The sequence below is a fragment of the Cupriavidus sp. FW216-B1 genome (assembly GCF_058789195.1).
In genome coordinates this window covers 103112-121798 of the sequence record NZ_JBYTEL010000014.1, presented here as the reverse complement: position 1 = coordinate 121798, position 18687 = coordinate 103112, and the positions used below count along the sequence as shown (strand labels likewise).

The following is an 18687-nucleotide window of genomic DNA, read 5'->3' as shown; positions in this document are numbered from 1 at the left end:
GCACCATGACTGCAGTAGAACTGATGGAGACCCTCGGCAAGATGCCTGCCCGGGAGCGTGTGAAGTTCTTCACGCTGGTGGGGCAACAAGCATTCTCCGGTGGTAACCTGAGCCACGAAGAAGTCTTTGGCCACCTTGCCGACAATGAGTTCACGGCTGCCGAAGCCGCTGAGTACCTGGAAGTGTCAATGCCAACCTTCCGACGCTATGTGCAGGCTAAGAAGCTGGTCGCTAGCAGCGAGATTGGCCGCAGCCAACTGTTCGCTGTCTCCAACCTGAAGGCATTCAAACGCCAGTTGAAAGCCGTCAAACGCTGAGATTCTGGTATCCAGAGAAAAAGCGCGCCCAAGCGCCCTTTTTCTTTTTCGGTACTATCGGCGTCGCCAACCACTTCTGCGCGACCGTGAGGCTCGTGCTCCGACTCTGGCCTTGACTGTCTCCCGCGTGCGGCGCTTAGGAACGTCGCGACAGCACTACACTGGCGCTCGACCGGTGCGCCCCATCGCTAGCACCAGTTGGTCGCGGGAATACGAGAGCAGAACCCATCCGGCGCAATTGGAGTACCGTGTGACCATTTGGATAGACAGGAGGCCTCGCCCTCGACGGCCTTCGAGTATGTGCTCTGGTCAATTGACTTACCGATGGGCATTCGGCTCGTCATGCTTGTCAAACGCCGGATTGGCACCGTCTTTGGAATGCATCCATGCGGCATGCTCAGCCTTCTGTTGCTTTACCGTCTGCTCGCTGGGTGGGTACTCGCCGTTCTTCTTGATGAACGTTCCGTCGTGTTTGGACTTTGCGAGCTCCTTCTTGACCTCCGCACGGCTGCGACCTTGTGAGGAATCGCTGCTGCCTTGCGCAAAGGCGGGCGCCGCGATGCTGGCCGATAGAACGATGGCAAATGCGATACCTTTCATTTTATTGACTCCTGCTCCGGCTGATGCCAAATATGTGGCTTTAGGTGATTGAATCGACTATGCGATCGGGGATAGTCGCCTGCCCATTTATAGCGCTCACAGCTTGCTGTCTCGTTGACGGTTCATGACAAGTTCGTAAAGTTCATCGCAAGCGGTCTGCGCAGTTCGCACTGGACGCCCCTGCTTTTTCGATATTTGCAGAACTCGGAGAACAATAAGCGCGAAGCCGGCTGCAATGACGGTAGTCGTCGCATGCCCCATTCCGGCAGCCAGGACAATCACAGCAGCGATCCAGATGTTGGCGGCGGTCACGAAGCCCCTTGTATGCGTCCCATTGTCAGGCGTCAGGATGGCGCCACCCGCACAGAGGAACCCAATGCCCGATGTCAGTCCCTGAAGGACGCGGCTCATGTCGGCGAGTGCACGTCCGCCTGGAGAGGCATCAGGACAAAGATGCGGGCGCCCAGCGCCACGAGCATATGAGTGCGGACGCGGGCGGATTTTCCAGAATTCTCACGCTTATGCCCAGTAAGTCCCCCCAAGACGACGGATACCGTCATCCGCGTCCGGGCGACCGCTCGTATGGCTTCGGCGGCACCAGCTAGATCGGAGAACTCCGAACTCAATGTGCGAAGGGTGTCGTTCATGATTGTGCAAGTCTCCGACTGGGCGCTGATAATGGCCGCGACAGTCAATTTTTTCGATGATGACGCTCGGATTGCTGAGCCATGATGCGGCGCGATTCGGGGCGATGGGAAAGATTAACGACGTATTACATTTTGGCAATAAAGCCTCGTAGACGAGGGCCTACTTTAGAATACTGGCCATTAGCGCTCGTTTCGTGTGAGTTACTGTCCAAAGACGGTGCGCGCGATTTCCTCTCCCAGCCCCTGACAGCATGACCGATTCTTCCATTTTCGCTTCACAGCCCGCCGGCCTCCCGAAGACGCCGGACGAATTTTTGACCCGTCATCGTATTGGCGTTTGGCGTGTCGTCGTAGCATTCGTCCCGGCAAGCCTGCTCTGCGGTCATTCTCGGTGGGACGGTAAGTGAGTCTGGCCGCCAATGCTGACGCCGGGAATGGTCGGAGTGAGCCTGGCCACGGTCGGATGGCTCCGCTGCTCGCTATACCCTCCAGGGCGCAAGAACAATACCTGTCACATCGGGTCCATTTCGCTCTGCCGGCATCCGCTCCATATGTGCAACATCCTGGGCATCGTCGGATCGAGCCCGATGACTGAATCGCTGATGGTTACGGCTGTCCTGACGTCTGCGTTTGTGCTGATGTCCCCGGCTGTCATCCGGACAGATGGTCGCTTTCTTTCGTCTGCGTTTCTTGAGTTCGCGGAGTATGTTCGTCGCATACCAGCGTTTTTCCCCCAACTGTCGTTGTGTCGGGGAAAATCAACATGGCCGGCCCATATATCCTCGTTCCAACGGAACATTGCCGACTCTGTCTGGTTTCTCAGCCTATCCGTGGTCGTGGAATCGTTTGACCTCTTCCATAAGACCGGAGTCCTTCGGGCCGTCATGACGCGGGCCTGATGCTAGACGCCGGGCCCGCTCAACACTGCATACTTGCGCAACCATGCACTACGATCACGTGTCCGATTCTGTTGTTTTCAGCATGGTCATTATGTTGATCGGCCTAGTGGCCCTCTATGTGGGGTTCGCCGCATACCTACGATGGAAGTACGGGCCGACACCGAAGCGCAAGGACGATGAGAGCAGCAAGCGCCGCTCGAAAACGAGCAGGCGAAGGCGGTAATCGTAATCTGATCTTAATGCTAGTGATCGTGGATTCATGTAGACTTCGTCAACGGCCAAGCCGGCAATACTCCACCTCCGAGCCCCGTACCTTCGCCCCGAAATGCGACGTTTCGCCCTGATCTTCGTGCTGCTTATTCTGCCATTCCAGTTCTCCTGGGCGGCAGCCGCACGCTATTGTCAGCACGAGAAGGCGGCAGCCGTGTGGCACCTCGGGCACCACGAACACCGACATCAGCAACCGGAAGGTAAGGCCGATGTTGAGAAGAAGTCGGTCGTGGATACTGACTGCGGTGTGTGTCACCTTGCTTCCCTCCAATTTGTCCATGGACAGGCGCAGGGCATGCCGACTGCGAAACGCGTCGAAGTGACCAATTGCCAGCACGGATTCGCCTTCACATCGTTGAACGCTAGGGAACCCGACCGTCCTCAGTGGCAGCGTCTCGCTTGATCGGCGAGACGACGACTCTATTTCTCCTTTCGTCGCTCGCCGAATTCTCCTGGTCAAAAACCCTGGTGCAATTCGATGCGAAGACTATTTCTGCCGCTCGGGCTGACGGTAGCATTTCTCAGCCCAAACTTTGCTGTAGCGCAATCTGATACCGGCACGTCTGCCGCGCCCGCGTTTCCCATGGAAGCAACGGGGCCGTTGACACTCGAAGCCGCGTTATCGCTGGCTGCAGGAAGCAATTTCAGCTTGTCCGCTGCGGCCAAGGAACTGGATTCCACGGAAGGTGGGATCATGCAGGCAAGGGTTATTCCCAACCCCGAACTCCAGACGCTGGTCGAAGACACGCGGAAGTCCACCCGCACATCCACCGCGCAGATGAATATCCCGATCGAACTGGGCGGGAAGCGATCGGCCCGTATCAATGCTGCGGAAAGGACGCGCGAACTGGCGCAGGCAACGCTAGCTGGCGTTCGCGGCGACATCCGGGCGCAAGTGATAGAGAGCTTCTTTGCCGTCTTGATAGCGCAGGAGCGCATCAAGTTGGCGACAGGCTCCGCAGATATCGCTGTACGGGGCGCACAAGCCGCCTCACGTCGCGTGGCAGCCGGCAAGATCTCCCCTGTTGATGAAACCAAGGCGCGCGTGGAGCAGGCCAATGCCGAACTCGAACTGGCAGAAGCGACTGCCAGCCTGCAGTCTGCCCGCCAGGCTCTGACAGCGCTGTGGGGAAACGCGGCGCCGCAGTTTGCCGAAGCACAGGGCAACCTGGACGCGCTCCCATCCAGGCCGGCACCAGAAATTCTCCAGAAGGAACTCGAGAACTCGCCGCTGGTGGCTGCCAGTCGTGCTGAGCTCGATCGTCGCCAGGCGTTGATAAATGTTGAGCGAAGCCGCCAGTATCCGGACCTGACTGTCAGTCTTGGCGCCAAGCGTGATTCCGAGGCAAATCGGAATATGGCAGTAATAGGCGTGGCGATCCCTCTGCCGCTCTTTGACCGGAACCAGGGCAATCTGTACTCGGCCATTCGCCAGGCTGACAAGGCACAGGATGAATATCTGGCCAATCGGGTCAGACTGACACGAAACCTTCTGGCTGCTTCGAACCAGCTTTCGGTCTCCCGCGCCTCCGCGCAAACACTGAAGCAAACCGTCCTGCCTGGGGCGGAACAAGCTTTTAACGCGGCCACCATCGGCTTTGAGGCTGGCAAATTCAACTATCTGGACGTCCTGGATGCGCAGCGCACGCTTTTCCAGGCACGCATCCGCTATCTCGGGGTGCTTGGACAAACCTATCAGGCGGCGACCACGATCGATCGCATTCTGGGACGTTAAGGCGGGAACTCAACAAACATGGTTATTTCAAATAAACAAAAGGCTGCTATCGCAGCCATCGTGTTGGTGGGCGGCGTCACGACCGGCGCCGTGCTGCTGAGCGGTCGGTCCGGCACCGCAGAACAGAGCGGACACTCCGAAACCAACGGGCATCGCGACAACGAGCATCATGGCAAGCAGGCGGAGAACGCTGAGCACAAAGACGACAAATCACACGGTGACGGCGAGCATCACGAAGTCAAAAAGGGCGTCAACGGTGGCGCGCTCTTCTCCCGTGATGGCTACGATGTGGAAATCGGCACCGCCGAATCGAAGGGCGAAGCTCGCATCCGTGTCTGGGTCAGCAAGTCAGGTAAGGCCGTGGATAAGGGTGTGGCCGGCACTGGTCAACTTGTGCGGGCTACGGGTGAAACGCAGGCCCTCAAATTCGTGGTCTCCGGCGATGCGCTGGAAAGCCAGCAGCCTGTTGCAGAGCCCCACGTCTTCGACGTGACGGCAGATGTCACTCTGCCCGGTTCCACGACGCCGTTGGCCGTCAAGCTTTCCAAGGAAGAAGGAAAGATCGAGTTGACGGCCGACCAGGTAGCCAAGACCGGGGTGGTTGTACAGACGGCCGGCTCGGCCAAGGTTCAAGCAGGTGTCCAGTTCCCGGGTGAGATTCGCTTCAACGAGGACAAGACGGCTCACGTTGTGCCGCGTCTGGCTGGCGTGGTGGAGAGCGTTCCGGCCAACATCGGACAGCAGGTCAAGAAGGGACAGGTTCTTGCCGTTATCGCGAGCACCGGGCTCTCCGATCAGCGCAGCGAACTGCTCGCTGCGCAGAAGCGCCTGGATCTGGCGCGCGTCACCTACGACCGCGAAAAGAAACTGTGGGAACAGAAGATCTCTGCGGAACAAGATTATCTGGCCGCCCGTAACGCGTTGCAGGAAGCCCAGATCAGTGTCCAGAACGCCCAGCAGAAGTTGACGGCCATTGGTGCCAGCAACAACTCTACCGCACTGAACCGCTATGAACTGCGTGCGCCGTTCGACGGCATGATCGTCGAGAAGCATATCTCCCTCGGCGAAGCCGTCGCGGACAACGCCAACGTTTTCACACTGTCGGACCTGTCATCTGTCTGGGCCGAGTTTGTGGTATCGGCCAAGGACCTCGAGCGGGTGCGCATTGGTGAGAAGGCCTCGATCAACTCCGCATCGTCGGACGTGAAGGCGGGTGGCACTGTTTCATACGTGGGTTCGCTTTTGGGTGAACAGACGCGGACGGCGAAGGCCCGCGTAACATTGACCAATCCGCAGATGGCGTGGCGACCGGGTTTGTTTGTCACAGTCGATGTCTTCGGCGCAGATGTCGAAGTACTGGTTGCGGTTCGGACCGAAGCCGTCCAAGACATTGATGGCGAGAGCGTCGTGTTTGTTGCCGTGCCAGGAGGTTTCGTGCCACAGCCGGTGAAGATTGGTCGCACGAACGGAAAGGTCGTCGAGATCGTCGAGGGCCTGAAGCCGGGTGCACGCTACGCGGCCGCCAACAGCTTTGTTCTGAAGGCCGAACTTGGCAAATCCAGTGCCGAACACGGCCATTGATACGGGGGAAACAGCAATGTTTGAACGTATCATTCGCTTCGCCATCGAGCAGCGATGGCTGGTCTTGCTCGCCGTGTTTGGAATGGCCGGGCTGGGAATCTTCAACTACAACAAGCTCCCGATCGACGCCGTCCCTGACATTACCAACGTTCAGGTCCAGGTCAATACCTCAGCACCGGGCTACTCGCCACTGGAAACCGAGCAGCGCGTCACATATCCGATTGAGGTGGTGATGGCCGGCTTGCCGGGTCTGGAACAGACCCGTTCGCTGTCCCGCTATGGCCTGTCGCAGGTCACGGTCATCTTCCAGGATGGCACGGACATCTATTTCGCGCGACAACTCGTCAACCAGCGCATCCAGGAAGCCAAGGATAACTTGCCTGAGGGCGTTGTGCCGGCGATGGGTCCTATTTCCACCGGTCTTGGCGAAATCTATCTGTGGACCGTCGAAGCCGAGGAAGGGGCCCGCAAAGCCGATGGGAAAACCTATACACCCACAGACCTGCGTGAAATTCAGGATTGGGTGGTGCGGCCGCAACTCCGTAACGTGCCGGGTGTGACGGAAATCAACACGATCGGCGGGTTCAATAAGCAGTACCTCGTTGCGCCGAGTCTCGAACGGTTGGCCTCGTATGGGCTGACCCTGACCGACGTCGTCAATGCGCTGAACAAGAACAACGACAACGTTGGGGCAGGCTACATCGAGCGCCGGGGTGAGCAATACTTGGTTCGTGCGCCTGGTCAAGTCGCGTCAGAGGACGACATCCGCAACATTATTGTTGGCACGGCGCAGGGTCAGCCGATCCGCATCCGCGACATAGGCGATGTGGAGATCGGCAAGGAACTGCGCACGGGTGCGGCGACCGAGAATGGCAGGGAGGTCGTGCTTGGGACGGTGTTCATGCTGATTGGCGAGAACAGCCGGGCTGTGTCGCAGGCGGTCGATGAAAAGGTGGCCGCCATTAATCGCACGATGCCCGAAGGCGTAAAGATCGTGACGGTGTATGACCGCACGCGGCTGGTCGACAAGGCCATCGCTACGGTCAAGAAGAACCTTCTTGAAGGCGCGGTGCTCGTCATTGTGATCCTCTTCCTCTTCCTGGGGAACATCCGTGCGGCGCTGATCACTGCGATGATCATTCCGCTGGCGATGTTGTTCACCTTCACAGGAATGGTGAACTACAAGATCAGCGCTAACCTGATGAGCTTGGGCGCCCTCGACTTCGGCATCATCATCGACGGCGCGGTGGTGATTGTCGAAAACTGTGTGCGACGGCTGGCACATGCACAAGAGCATCATAGGCGCCCATTGACGCGCACCGAACGGTTCCACGAGGTGTTCGCGGCAGCGAAGGAGGCACGTCGCCCGCTGATCTTCGGTCAGCTCATCATCATGATCGTCTACTTGCCGATCTTTGCGCTGACCGGTGTGGAAGGCAAGATGTTCCATCCGATGGCTTTCACTGTCGTGCTGGCACTGCTCGGCGCGATGATTCTCTCTGTGACATTTGTGCCGGCTGCGGTGGCGCTGTTCATCGGTGAGCGCGTAGCGGAAAAAGAAAACCGCCTCATGCTGTGGGCGAAGCGTCGCTATGAGCCACTGCTGGAGAAGTCACTGGTTAACACTCCAGTCGTTCTGACGTTTGCGGCAGTGTCCATCGTTCTATGCGTGGCCATTGCAGCGCGGCTGGGTAGCGAGTTCATTCCGAGTCTGAATGAAGGCGATATCGCCATCCAGGCGCTGCGCATCCCTGGCACGAGCCTCTCGCAGTCCGTGGAGATGCAGAAGCAGATCGAAACGACGCTGAAGGCGAAATTCCCTGAGATCGATCGGGTTTTTGCGCGTACCGGTACCGCGGAGATTGCGTCCGACCCGATGCCACCGAACATCTCTGATGGCTACATCATGCTCAAACCAGTGAAGGACTGGCCGGAGCCGAAGAAGACGCATGCTGAACTGCTGTCGGCCATTCAGGCGGAGGCCAACAGGATTCCTGGGAATAACTACGAGTTCTCCCAGCCGATCCAGTTGCGCTTCAACGAACTGATCTCCGGGGTTCGCTCCGACGTTGCCGTCAAGATCTTCGGTGACGACAACAACGTTCTTAACGAAACCGCCAAGAAGGTAGCGGCGGTGTTGCAGAGCATTCAGGGCGCCCAAGAGGTCAAGGTGGAGCAAACCACCGGCCTGCCGATGCTGACGGTCAAGATCGATCGGGACAAGGCCGCGCGATACGGTCTCAACATGAGCGATGTGCAAGACGCCGTGGCAACAGGCGTGGGCGGTCGCGAATCCGGTACCTTCTTCCAAGGTGATCGCCGTTTCGATATCGTGGTTCGCCTGCCCGAGGCCGTGCGCGGAGAGGTAGAGGCTTTGCGCCGCTTGCCGATTCCGTTGCCCAAGGGGGTGGATGCGAAGACGACGTTTATCCCATTGAGCGAAGTGGCCACGCTGGAGATGGCTCCCGGTCCCAACCAGATCTCGCGGGAAAACGGAAAGCGCCGCATCGTGATCAGTGCCAACGTGCGTGGACGCGATATCGGCTCCTTTGTGCCCGAGGCGGAAGCGGCCATTCAAAGCCAGGTCAAGATCCCGGCCGGCTATTGGACGACATGGGGGGGAACCTTCGAGCAGTTGCAGTCGGCGACCACCCGCCTGCAGGTGGTAGTGCCCGTGGCACTGCTACTGGTGTTCGTGCTGTTGTTCGCGATGTTCAACAATATCAAGGATGGCCTGCTGGTCTTCACGGGCATTCCCTTTGCACTGACGGGCGGTATCCTGGCACTTTGGCTACGTGGCATTCCGATGTCGATTACCGCGGCAGTGGGATTTATCGCACTGTGCGGTGTGGCGGTGCTTAACGGCCTGGTGATGCTGTCGTTCATCCGATCGCTGCGTGAAGAAGGTCATTCCCTGGACTCCGCGGTCCGGGTGGGTGCGCTGACTCGACTGCGCCCGGTGCTGATGACAGCGCTGGTGGCTTCGCTGGGCTTTGTCCCGATGGCCATCGCGACAGGTACAGGCGCTGAGGTCCAACGCCCCCTCGCAACCGTGGTGATCGGCGGCATCTTATCCTCCACGGCGCTGACGCTGCTGGTGTTGCCGGTGCTCTACCGCCTTGCCCACCGCAAGGACGAGGACGCCGAAGACACACGCGTGGAGGTTGCTCAACAGGAGCAACCTGACCAGGGCCATCAGCCGGCATAACGTACACCGGGGCGGTCTTCGGATCGCCTCATCTTTTTCTAGGAGGTTCTATGGGTGCAGGACACTCTCATGATCAATTCAGTGGCAACGAGAGATCCCTCAAGATTGCGCTTGCACTGACCGGTACGTTCCTGATTGCCGAGGTAGTGGGCGGTGTTATGACGAAGAGCCTGGCATTGATCTCCGACGCCGCGCACATGCTCACTGACACGGTTGCTCTGGCGATCGCGATTGCAGCGATCTCCATAGGGAAGCGTCCGGCTGACAAGAGACGCACGTTCGGGTATTACCGCTTCGAGATTCTCGCCGCGGCTTTCAACGCGCTGCTGCTGTTCGGCGTCGCGGTCTACATTCTGTACGAAGCCTACGTGCGCTTGAAGTCGCCTCCGCAGATTGAATCGACGGGCATGTTGATCGTGGCGGTGCTGGGCCTGATTATCAATACTATCAGTATGCGCATGCTGTCGTCGGGGCAAAGCACCAGCCTGAATGTCAAGGGGGCCTACCTTGAAGTATGGAGCGACCTGCTTGGCTCCGTGGGCGTGATTGCCGGCGCGATCATCATCCGCTTCACCGGATGGGCCTGGGTGGACTCGGCCATTGCCGTACTGATCGGGCTGTGGGTATTGCCGCGGACATGGATCCTGCTCACGTCCAGTCTAAATGTACTGCTCGAAGGCGTGCCCGATGACGTGGACCTGGCGAAGGTCGAAGCCAAGATCCTCACCACGCGCGGCGTCAAGAGCTTCCATGATCTTCATATCTGGGCACTGACTAGCGGCAAAGCCAGTTTGACGGTTCATGTCGTCAACGATACCGCTGTCAATCCCGAGATGGAGGTTTTGCCTGAACTGAAGCAGATGCTGGCCAAGGAGTTCGATATCACCCATGTGACCATCCAGTTCGAGCTTTCGTCCTGCGAACTAGCGGATGTTGCACAGCACTTCAACGCGTCACCGGCATTGGTCGGATCAAAATCGCACGTTACAGGAGGAGACTAACGGTGCGTGTACTAGTTATAGAAGATGAGCCGCGAACCGCGGAGTATTTACAGAAGGGGCTGACAGAGTCGGGATTTGTCGTCGACATTGCGGATAACGGAAGCGATGGCATTCACATGGCGGAAGAGACGGAATACGACGCTATCATTCTCGACGTCATGCTGCCGGGTACGGACGGTTGGACAGTGATCAAGTCGATACGCTCGAAATCCGAGACGCCAGTGCTGTTTTTGACGGCATTGGATGATGTCGCGGATCGTGTCCGGGGGTTCGAACTCGGGGCGGATGATTATCTCGTCAAGCCATTCGCCTTTGCTGAGTTGCTCGCGCGCATCCGGCGCTGCCTCCGGCAAAGCACATCTAAGGAGTCCGAGCGGCTACGCATCGCGGATCTGGACGTCGACGTCCTTGGTCGTCGGGTCTTCCGAGGTGCGATCCGGATCGAGTTGACCAACCAGGAGTTTTCGTTGCTGCATCTGCTCATGCGGCGACGAGGCGAGGTGTTATCGCGGACCACCATCGCGTCCCAGGTCTGGGACGTGAACTTCGACACGGACACCAACGTCGTCGACGTTGCCATCCGGCGCCTACGCTCTAAGCTTGATGACCCGTTCGACCAGAAGCTGATCCACACGGTAAGGGGTATGGGGTATGTTCTCGACCCAGAACGCGGTCGATGAAGGGTTGCGCCGCAGGAAATCCGTGACACCGCTATCACTTACGAGCCGCCTCGGACTGTTCTTTGCACTAGTGCTGTCCATCGCACTGGCCAGCATGGGTGCATTTGCTTATTATTCGCTGGCCGCACAACTTGAGGCCAGGGACGGGGCGGTCGTAAAGGGAAAACTGGAGCAGGTCGAGCATTTTTTACGCGAGGTCGATGGGGTGCAAGGTGTCCCTGCAGCGCAGCACCGATTCGATGACCTGATACGTGGCTACACGGACCTCATCGTCCGTGTAGCCGCACAAGACGGCCGGATATTGTTTCGAACCGGTAATGATGCACTGCTTCAACTGGATTCTAGCGATGCCACGACCGCACAGAAGTCGTCGTTGATGATCCAGTCCGCTGATGCGGTGCTGGGTAAGGATGGGACGCAGGTGATTGTGGTAGTCGGAAAATCCGGCGATGACAGGAAGCAGGTTACGGCGAGATTCCGCACCACGCTCATACTTGGTACCACCGTTGGCGTAATATTGACGGCAATGGTGGGCGCCGCCATTACGCGCCGCGAGCTGGAGCCGGCTCACGCGCTGATCAAGCAGATTAACAGGATCAGTGTGGAGCGGCTCAGCTATCGGGTGGACACGCCACCGGCACCGACAGAGGTGCAGGATATTGCCATGGCGTTCAATGCCATGCTGCAGCGTCTTGAGGATGGATATCAGAAGCTGTCGCGATTCTCGGCGGACCTCGCGCATGATTTGCGTACACCGCTCAACAACCTTATCGGACATGCGGAGGTCGCGCTGTCACGCGAGCGTTCAGGCCCCGAGTATGTCGTCTTGGTTGAGGAAAGCCTGCTCGAGTATCAGCGGCTTGCCAGGATGATCGATGCAATGTTGTTCCTCGCGCGGGCCGACAGTGCCAAGGTGGCGCTCGAGTTAACGGTAATTCAATTGAATGCAGAGCTACGCAAGTTGTCAGCCTATTTCTCGGTACTCGCAGAGGAGCGAAGTGTCGAGATCAGGGTGAGTGGTGATGCAACCTTGGTCGCTGATGCGATTCTCTTCCAGCGCGCTATCAACAACGTGCTGTCGAATGCGGTGCGACATGCACGACCTGGTTCTCCAATCAATTTGATCGTGCGCCGCGAAGCTGAGTATTGCTGCATCGATGTAATCAACATCGGAAATTCGATTCCAGAGCCGGAACTATCGCTCATCTTTGATCGATTCTTCCGAGGAGACAGGGCAAGATCCAACTCATCGCAGTCCACGGGATTGGGACTTGCCATCGTCCGGTCCATCATGGAGCTTCATGGCGGAGATGCCCAAGTCGTAAGCGGCCCGGATGGAAAGACGCGTTTTACATTGCGCTTCCCCATCGACGGAGCTCAGGCATCGGCACGGTCGGCCGGTGGCCGGCTCAGCCAAGGCCGCTCAGTCGTTGGGTAGGGACCAGATTGAGCGCCATTACCTATCTGTAATCCCTGGGCAAGACTGTAGACGGAGTGCAGCTCGTACACTCGTTTTCATAGATCAACGACATTTCTATGAAGGAGATGATCATGAAGGCGAAGAGATCTGCCTTGCTGTTTGTGGCGATTATGTTGGGCGGGATGTCGGCGTTGTACGCAATGGAAGAGCACGGCTCGAAGGCTAGTGTGTCTGCTTCGGCCGAGCAAGCGGCGTCGAAGCGTCACGCCGCCTTGTTCGGTGATCAAGCCGATCCTTCCGGCGTGACTCGCATTGTCGACGTGAAGTCAGGGCTGCGGTACGTCAACGTTGACTCTGGCGAGACGGTCGCATTTCGGGCCGGAGAGCAGGTCTCCGCTTGGACCTTCGCACAGATGATCAAGGACACGAGCGTCGACCTTGGCTTGTTGTTGCCAGACCTGCCAGGTAGCGCTGGCGTGCGCGTCTACATTGATAGGAGCGACCTCTTCACAGGTGGTTGAGCGTCGTTGGGAAGATGAACTGCAAGTCCCGCCAAATGCGGGGCTTTCTCCATGTTGTATAAGTGCCATTTCCGCGACCTGGCGATGCACAGTAAAGCGTGGAATCGACGGGTTGGACAAAAAAAATTGTCTACTTTGCGGAGACAAGCTTCGAAATCTTTCGCTGTCGGGCCGGAGCGAAACGGCACCAGGAGCCAAGCAACTGACCGATTCTCCCCTCACAGGGTCGGTCTGTACTCAGTGTGTGGCCGTGCGTCAAATCCCGTGTGCACCGTCGGTGAACACGTCACGCGTGTCGAGGCGTGCACCATCGGAGTAGATGTTGCTGACTGCTGCACGTCCCCCGTCGGTGTACGGGTCGCGCGGGCGGTGGATCTGTCCTTCAGGCGTTGCAGCAATGGCCGAACCGGCGGCAGCAATCATGAGGGCAGTAGCGACCAGGGCAGTGTGGATCGTCTTCATGGAATCTCTCCGGAGTCAATATTCGTGAGTCTTTAATCGCTCACAGTTTTCATAGTCTAGCGATCGGATCTGATCCACTGGATTACTTGCGTATTACGATCTTGTCATAAAAAAATGCCTCCCGGTGGGAGGCAAAAACTCTCTTGAATTAACAAGAAAGTGTCGATCCTATTAAGGCGGTTCAGAACTTGTGGCGTACGCCTACGATAACGCCGGTTTGGTCCTTGCCAGGAACAACATTATTCGGGCTTCCCGTCGCCGAGTTGAAGCCGTTCATGCCAAGTTGGGAGTTTCCGCGGTTCAACGCGTAGCCAACGTTCATATATACATCGGTGCGCTTCGAGAACGCATAGTCTCCCGAGGCAACGAAGAGGAGCGGGTCTGCGCCCGAGTTGCGGCTGTCGGTGTAATAGGCCGCCCCCGTCAGCGTCAACGCCGGCGTCAGCCCGTAGCGCAGACCGGCCCAATACAGGTTCGAACCGTTCGTGGGAAGCGTGCCGACATTGCCGTTGTACCATCGATAGCCGATGAACGCCTTCGCCGGGCCAAACGCGTAGGAAGCACCAACGAGTGCGCGGCGATCTTTGCGATCTGCCGTTGCGACGGAAGTGCCTTGGAATTCGTCATACACCGCGCCAACCGCCAGCGCACCGGTTTCGTACATGAGCGACACGCCCATGTTGCGGTCAACTTTGTAGTTGCCCGGCACTTCACCACCGCCGGTGCGGCTGAAGCTGTAGAGACCGCTGACTGTCAGGCCGCTGAACGTGCCACGGTATTTGACAGCGTTATCCGCGCGGCCTGCCAAGACGTCATCCATCTTGTAGAGCGAGTAGCGCGGCGCGAAACCCATCGGATCGAGTTGCAGCGTGGTGTCATATAGAGGCGTGGTCTGGCGGCCAAGTGTCAGCGCGCCGTACTTGCTGCTCAGGCCAACGAAAGCGCCGCGATCGAACAGGCGCGTGCTGTTGTTCTGTGCGCCGGTATCGAACGAAATGCCGCTTTCCAGCTCGAAGATGGCCTTCAGGCCGCCGCCGAGATCTTCAACGCCACGCATGCCCCAGCGCGACGTCGACATGTTGCCGGAGCTCATGCGAACCTGGCTTGAACCACCAGACGAAGCAGACGGAACGTTGCTCAGATACTCGATGCCTGCGTCGGCGACACCGTACAGCGTCACGCTGGATTGGGCGAAGGCTGTTGTGGCAAACAGACCGAGCGTTGCGACGGTAATGCGACCAATCTTCATGGATTCTCCTCAGTAGGGCTCGAAAGAATTTTCGTAGGGCGAGTATAGAAATCCGCAGATGACGCTCAGATTGCATTGCAATTACACTGAGTCACTTCGTGGTCAAAAGGCGACATAAGGCGCGCACCATGGAAGGCCATCATTGAAAATACTTCAAGGAAATGGAAGCTTCGTTTTTTTACCTCGATACCAACATTGCGAATTGGTAATGGGAAACTCGTGAAAAGGGGGCGTTGCTCTAGCGATAGAGTCAAATGTTGCTGGAATACGCTGCATGCTCCGAACTAGTTGGATATTCGAGATGGGCATCCCTTACATCGCCAAGTTGACCCGTAGTCAAGACAGCGTTCACGAGCAGGCGCTGAGACTCCGGACGCGGAAGTTTGAACTGTTATCTGCAAACATCGCGAATGCGGACACACCGAATTACAAGGCGCGTGACATCGACTTCAGTGCCGAGTTGGAGCGGGTGATGGGAAGTGGACAGAATTTTTCCGGGATGACGATGACCTCGTCGCGGCATATTGAAGCCAGCAAACCGACGCTGCAGGAGGATCTCCTGTATCGGGTGCCGCTTCAGTCGAGCATAGACGGCAACACCGTGGAGATAGACGTCGAGCGCGTGGCGTTTGCGGAGAATACGCTTCGCATGCGGTTCTCCATTCAGAGGACTGCAGACGAGTACAAGGACATCCTCAAGCTCTACCAGAACATGCGGCCGTAGTGGTTGCTCGTACTATCGGCCAGTTGGCATAGGTCTGCTTGAAGCGCTGGAGGTGTCTTTGGGAGGGTCTTTGGGAGTCGGCTCGGGTGTACTGGCTGGTGATTGCTGCTTCGACGGGTGCTTGGCGGTGCGATGTCTGGGATTGGCTGCCCGAGCCAGCAGATACCTATATGGCGCACATCCGTATGCTCGCTGCTCGGTGGTGGCATCCCACGTTGGGTGCTGCCGGCAGAAATTGCTATCCGCGCCAGCAGGAACAGGCGACACGTAGATTAGCAGGGCGGAGTAGGCAACGGCGCAGATCATGTAAGGGGTTCCGGAACGCGTTGCGCGCAGACCGTGTCATCCACACGATAGTACGCCCAGATGGCCGCCAGATTACCGATGTATTACGGACCTGCAATGTGATGGTGAGAAGTTGGCCGGACGGAAGAAATGCGAGGCACACTGATTGCTAATAGTGCACGCAATAACTGCCATTTCAGACTAACTGGAGCCCGCGACAATGACCAAAAAGCTGCGATTGGATATCCCGATACTGCTTCCCGACGTTCCCGATTCCTCGGACCCCTGTGTCGAGCGGTTGCTAGCCGAGTTGCGAGCAAAGGAAGGCGTCGAAGCAGCGCACCTGAAGGTTGGAAACGTCGGTCACGGACCACAGATATGTGTCCACTACGATCCGGCCGTCATTTCCCTTTCCCGAATCCGTGAACTGATGACCAGTACCGGCGCGACGATCTCTTCGCGCTTCGGACATGCACTCTGGAAGGTAAAAGGCATTACGCATGCACGGCGCGCAAGGACCATCGCAAGCCAGTTACGTTCTTTGCCAGGTGTCATTGAGGCAGAAGTCAGTCCGGCCGGCCTAGCGCGCGTCGAGTTTGATAGCGAACAGACCTCGGCGGCAAGGGTTCAGGAGGCCTTAGGCCGGCGGGATTTGGTTCCGGTTGACAGTGGAGCACCGAAAGGCGGCGGCCATGCTGATCATGATCACGACGAAGGCGCTGAAGATCATGCGCATGGGAATGGGAAGGAGCATGTGGAGCACGGGCATGGCGGGATGTTTGGGCAGAACACTGAGCTGGTCTTCTCTGTCGTTTGCGGGGCCTTGCTCGGCACTGGATTCGCGATTGAGAAGCTGGCTGACAATGCGGCCGGCTGGATCCCGACCGTTCTCTTTGTCGGTGCATACTTCTTTGGTGGTTTCTATACCGTGCGGGAGGCCATTGAGAACCTTCGATTGAGAAAGTTCGAGATCGATACGCTGATGCTGGTTGCCGCTACCGGCGCGGCTTCCCTCGGGGCGTGGGCCGAGGGCGCACTACTTCTGTTCCTGTTCAGTCTCGGTCATGGACTCGAGCACTACGCGATGGGTCGGGCAAAGCGGGCCATCGAAGCGCTTGCCGCGCTCGCGCCTGCGACGGCCAGGGTGCGTCGCGACAGCGATGTGCGGGAGGTTCCAGTAGAGGAGTTGCGTGTCGGCGATGTGGTTGTTGTCCGGCCAAACGAACGTTTGCCGGTCGATGGGTTCTTGGTGAAAGGAACGTCCTCGGTCAATCAGGCGCCTGTAACTGGCGAGAGCATTCCGGTTGACAAGCAGCCGGTGGATGACGCCCGCACAGCAAGAAAGAAGCCAGACGCCGTCGAGGCCACCTCGCGCGTGTTCGCCGGAACCATCAATGGAGCCGGGGCCATTGAGGTAGAAGTGACACGCCTTTCCAGTGAGAGCGCATTGGCTAAAGTCGTCAAGATGGTCAATGAGGCCGAGGCGCAGAAATCGCCTAGTCAACGATTTACCGAGAAGTTCGAGCGGATTTTTGTCCCAGCGGTACTCGTGCTGGTGGCGTTGTTGCTGTTTGCGGGGATGGTCGTTGATGAGCCGTTCAGCGCCACCTTCTACCGCGCCATGGCGGTGTTGGTTGCTGCTAGCCCATGCGCGCTGGCCATCGCTACACCTAGCGCGGTCCTCTCAGGGGTGGCACGGGCGGCCCGTGGAGGGGTACTCATTAAGGGCGGTGCTCCGCTCGAGAATCTTGGTTCACTCAAGGCAATCGCATTCGATAAGACGGGAACGCTCACCGAAGGGCGTCCTCACATCACCGATGTTATTGCTGCTGACGGCATTTCCGAAAAGGAATTGCTGACGGTAGCGGTGGCCGTGGAGTCTCTTAGTGACCACCCTCTGGCCGCTGCGATAGCGCGCGATGGCCGCAAGCTCCTGAACGGCAGCGTCGTTCAAGAAGCATCGCATCTCCAGAGTCTGACCGGGCGCGGCGTAACTGCGACGTTGGACAACGAAACCGTGTGGATTGGCAAACCGGACATGTTTGGAGCCGAAGCCATTGCACCGCTGGGCGACGCGATGATGAAGGCTGCGCAGATGCTGCGCAGCAGCGGTCGCACGACCATGATCGTGAGGCACGGAGACCGGGATCTTGGCGCCATTGGTCTCATGGATACGCCTCGGGCTTCGGCACAGGCCGCTCTTCAGGCACTGCGCGATCTTGGTATTATGCGGATGATCATGATTTCGGGCGATCACCAGCGCGCTGCAGAAGCGGTTGCCAAGGAGGTGGGCATCGACGAAGCCTGGGGCGATCTGATGCCCGAGGACAAGGTCGAAGCGATTCAGAAATTGCGCGAGGAAGCCAAGGTGGCGATGGTGGGGGACGGCGTCAACGATGCCCCCGCCATGGCAAATGCTACCGTGGGCATTGCAATGGGCGCTGCAGGTTCGGACGTGGCACTCGAAACAGCCGATGTTGCACTGATGGCCGACGATCTCAAGCACCTGCCGTTTGTGGTCGGGCTCAGCCGTCACACGCGGGCCATCATCCTTCAGAACGTGTATATCAGTCTCGGCGTCGTGGCCTTCCTTCTGCCTGCGACGATTCTTGGTCTCGGTATTGGCACCGCCGTCGCGATGCACGAGGGTTCGACCCTCATTGTCGTGTTCAACGCGCTTCGGCTGCTCGCTTATCGCGAGAAGTCCAGATGATGACGTGCCGCGTCCTGGCAAAAAGATGCCGGACGCGCCGTCTCACAGTGCCTTTACTTCGCGGCCTTGCCGCAACTGCCGCAGAACTTCGCATTCTGCGAAAGAGCGGTGCCACATTGCGTGCACGGAGCGGGGACCAGCGAACTACCGCATTGCTGGCAGAAGCGTGCACCCTGGGCGCTCACGACACCACAGATTGGACAGGTAAGCCCGGCATAATTTTGCGGCGGGGCTGGCGGATTGTCGTACCGGTGGCCGGAATCACCATACCCGCTACCGTGATTGCCCCCGCCATGACCGCGCCGCATTCCCTTGCCGTGGTGGCCACTGCCGTGACCGCTAAAAAGCCGTTCTAGGAAACCCATCTTTTTCTCC

The 18687-nt window shown here is 58.2% G+C and carries 15 protein-coding genes and 1 pseudogene; 11 read left to right on the top strand and 5 right to left on the bottom strand.

Annotated elements, in window-relative coordinates:
• Positions 1–5 precede the first annotated feature (5 nt).
• Complete coding sequence (locus AC3WXD_RS24775; protein WP_231586618.1) at positions 6–317, top strand: helix-turn-helix domain-containing protein; 312 nt, start codon at positions 6–8, stop codon at positions 315–317.
• Between the two features lie 318 nt (positions 318–635).
• Here the strand turns inward: AC3WXD_RS24775 and AC3WXD_RS24770 are convergent, their stop codons facing one another.
• Positions 636–917 (bottom strand): DUF4148 domain-containing protein, encoded by a 282-nt coding sequence (locus AC3WXD_RS24770; protein ID WP_082080014.1) that lies wholly within the window; start codon positions 915–917, stop codon positions 636–638.
• 96 nt (positions 918–1013) lie between these two features.
• Positions 1014–1564: pseudogene (locus AC3WXD_RS24765) on the bottom strand (MgtC/SapB family protein).
• 1224 nt (positions 1565–2788) lie between these two features.
• On the opposite strand from AC3WXD_RS24765, the gene czcI reads away from it, so the two are divergent.
• The 8 genes from czcI to AC3WXD_RS24725 all read left to right on the top strand — a co-directional run bounded on the left by czcI (position 2789) and on the right by AC3WXD_RS24725 (position 12879).
• A complete protein-coding gene (czcI, locus tag AC3WXD_RS24760; protein ID WP_156174002.1) occupies positions 2789–3136 on the top strand; it encodes a cation efflux protein, CzcI family in 348 nt (115 codons plus the stop codon).
• A gap of 75 nt (positions 3137–3211) precedes the next feature.
• Entirely contained in the window at positions 3212–4468 is a 1257-nt protein-coding gene (gene czcC, locus AC3WXD_RS24755; RefSeq protein ID WP_059414508.1) for a heavy metal efflux RND transporter CzcC, read from the top strand.
• A gap of 18 nt (positions 4469–4486) precedes the next feature.
• Complete coding sequence (czcB, locus tag AC3WXD_RS24750) at positions 4487–6049, top strand: CzcB/NccB family metal efflux transporter periplasmic adaptor subunit (RefSeq protein WP_059414506.1); 1563 nt, start codon at positions 4487–4489, stop codon at positions 6047–6049.
• Between the two features lie 16 nt (positions 6050–6065).
• Complete coding sequence (czcA, locus tag AC3WXD_RS24745; protein WP_059414504.1) at positions 6066–9257, top strand: heavy metal efflux RND transporter CzcA; 3192 nt, start codon at positions 6066–6068, stop codon at positions 9255–9257.
• A 50-nt stretch (positions 9258–9307) separates the two neighbouring features.
• Entirely contained in the window at positions 9308–10258 is a 951-nt protein-coding gene (locus AC3WXD_RS24740) for a cation diffusion facilitator family transporter (RefSeq protein WP_059414501.1), read from the top strand.
• A 2-nt stretch (positions 10259–10260) separates the two neighbouring features.
• Positions 10261–10938, top strand: a complete 678-nt coding sequence (gene czcR / locus AC3WXD_RS24735) for a heavy metal homeostasis two-component system response regulator CzcR (protein ID WP_059414499.1) — start codon at positions 10261–10263, stop codon at positions 10936–10938.
• Positions 10910–12376, top strand: coding sequence for a sensor histidine kinase (locus tag AC3WXD_RS24730; RefSeq protein ID WP_059414497.1), 1467 nt, complete (start codon positions 10910–10912; stop codon positions 12374–12376). Before czcR ends, AC3WXD_RS24730 begins: the two co-directional genes overlap by 29 nt.
• Before the next feature lie 98 nt (positions 12377–12474).
• The gene (locus AC3WXD_RS24725; protein WP_269432187.1) at positions 12475–12879 is read left to right on the top strand and encodes a CzcE family metal-binding protein; all 405 of its coding nucleotides are present in this window, start codon (positions 12475–12477) and stop codon (positions 12877–12879) included.
• Positions 12880–13134: 255 nt separating this feature from the next.
• On the opposite strand, the gene AC3WXD_RS24720 is transcribed toward AC3WXD_RS24725, so the two are convergent.
• Both AC3WXD_RS24720 and AC3WXD_RS24715 read right to left on the bottom strand, forming a co-directional pair.
• Complete coding sequence (locus AC3WXD_RS24720) at positions 13135–13341, bottom strand: hypothetical protein (protein ID WP_082080013.1); 207 nt, start codon at positions 13339–13341, stop codon at positions 13135–13137.
• A gap of 181 nt (positions 13342–13522) precedes the next feature.
• Positions 13523–14590, bottom strand: a complete 1068-nt coding sequence (locus tag AC3WXD_RS24715; RefSeq protein ID WP_059414496.1) for a porin — start codon at positions 14588–14590, stop codon at positions 13523–13525.
• Positions 14591–14891: 301 nt separating this feature from the next.
• Between AC3WXD_RS24715 and flgB the strand changes: the two genes are divergently transcribed.
• Positions 14892–15314 carry a flagellar basal body rod protein FlgB gene (gene flgB, locus AC3WXD_RS24710; RefSeq protein WP_059414647.1) on the top strand — a complete coding sequence of 141 codons (423 nt, stop codon included), beginning with the start codon at positions 14892–14894 and terminating at the stop codon, positions 15312–15314.
• Between the two features lie 505 nt (positions 15315–15819).
• Entirely contained in the window at positions 15820–18312 is a 2493-nt protein-coding gene (locus tag AC3WXD_RS24705) for a heavy metal translocating P-type ATPase (RefSeq protein WP_059414494.1), read from the top strand.
• Positions 18313–18365: 53 nt separating this feature from the next.
• On the opposite strand, the gene AC3WXD_RS24700 is transcribed toward AC3WXD_RS24705, so the two are convergent.
• Positions 18366–18620 (bottom strand): double zinc ribbon domain-containing protein, encoded by a 255-nt coding sequence (locus AC3WXD_RS24700; RefSeq protein ID WP_231586622.1) that lies wholly within the window; start codon positions 18618–18620, stop codon positions 18366–18368.
• Positions 18621–18687: the final 67 nt, after the last annotated feature.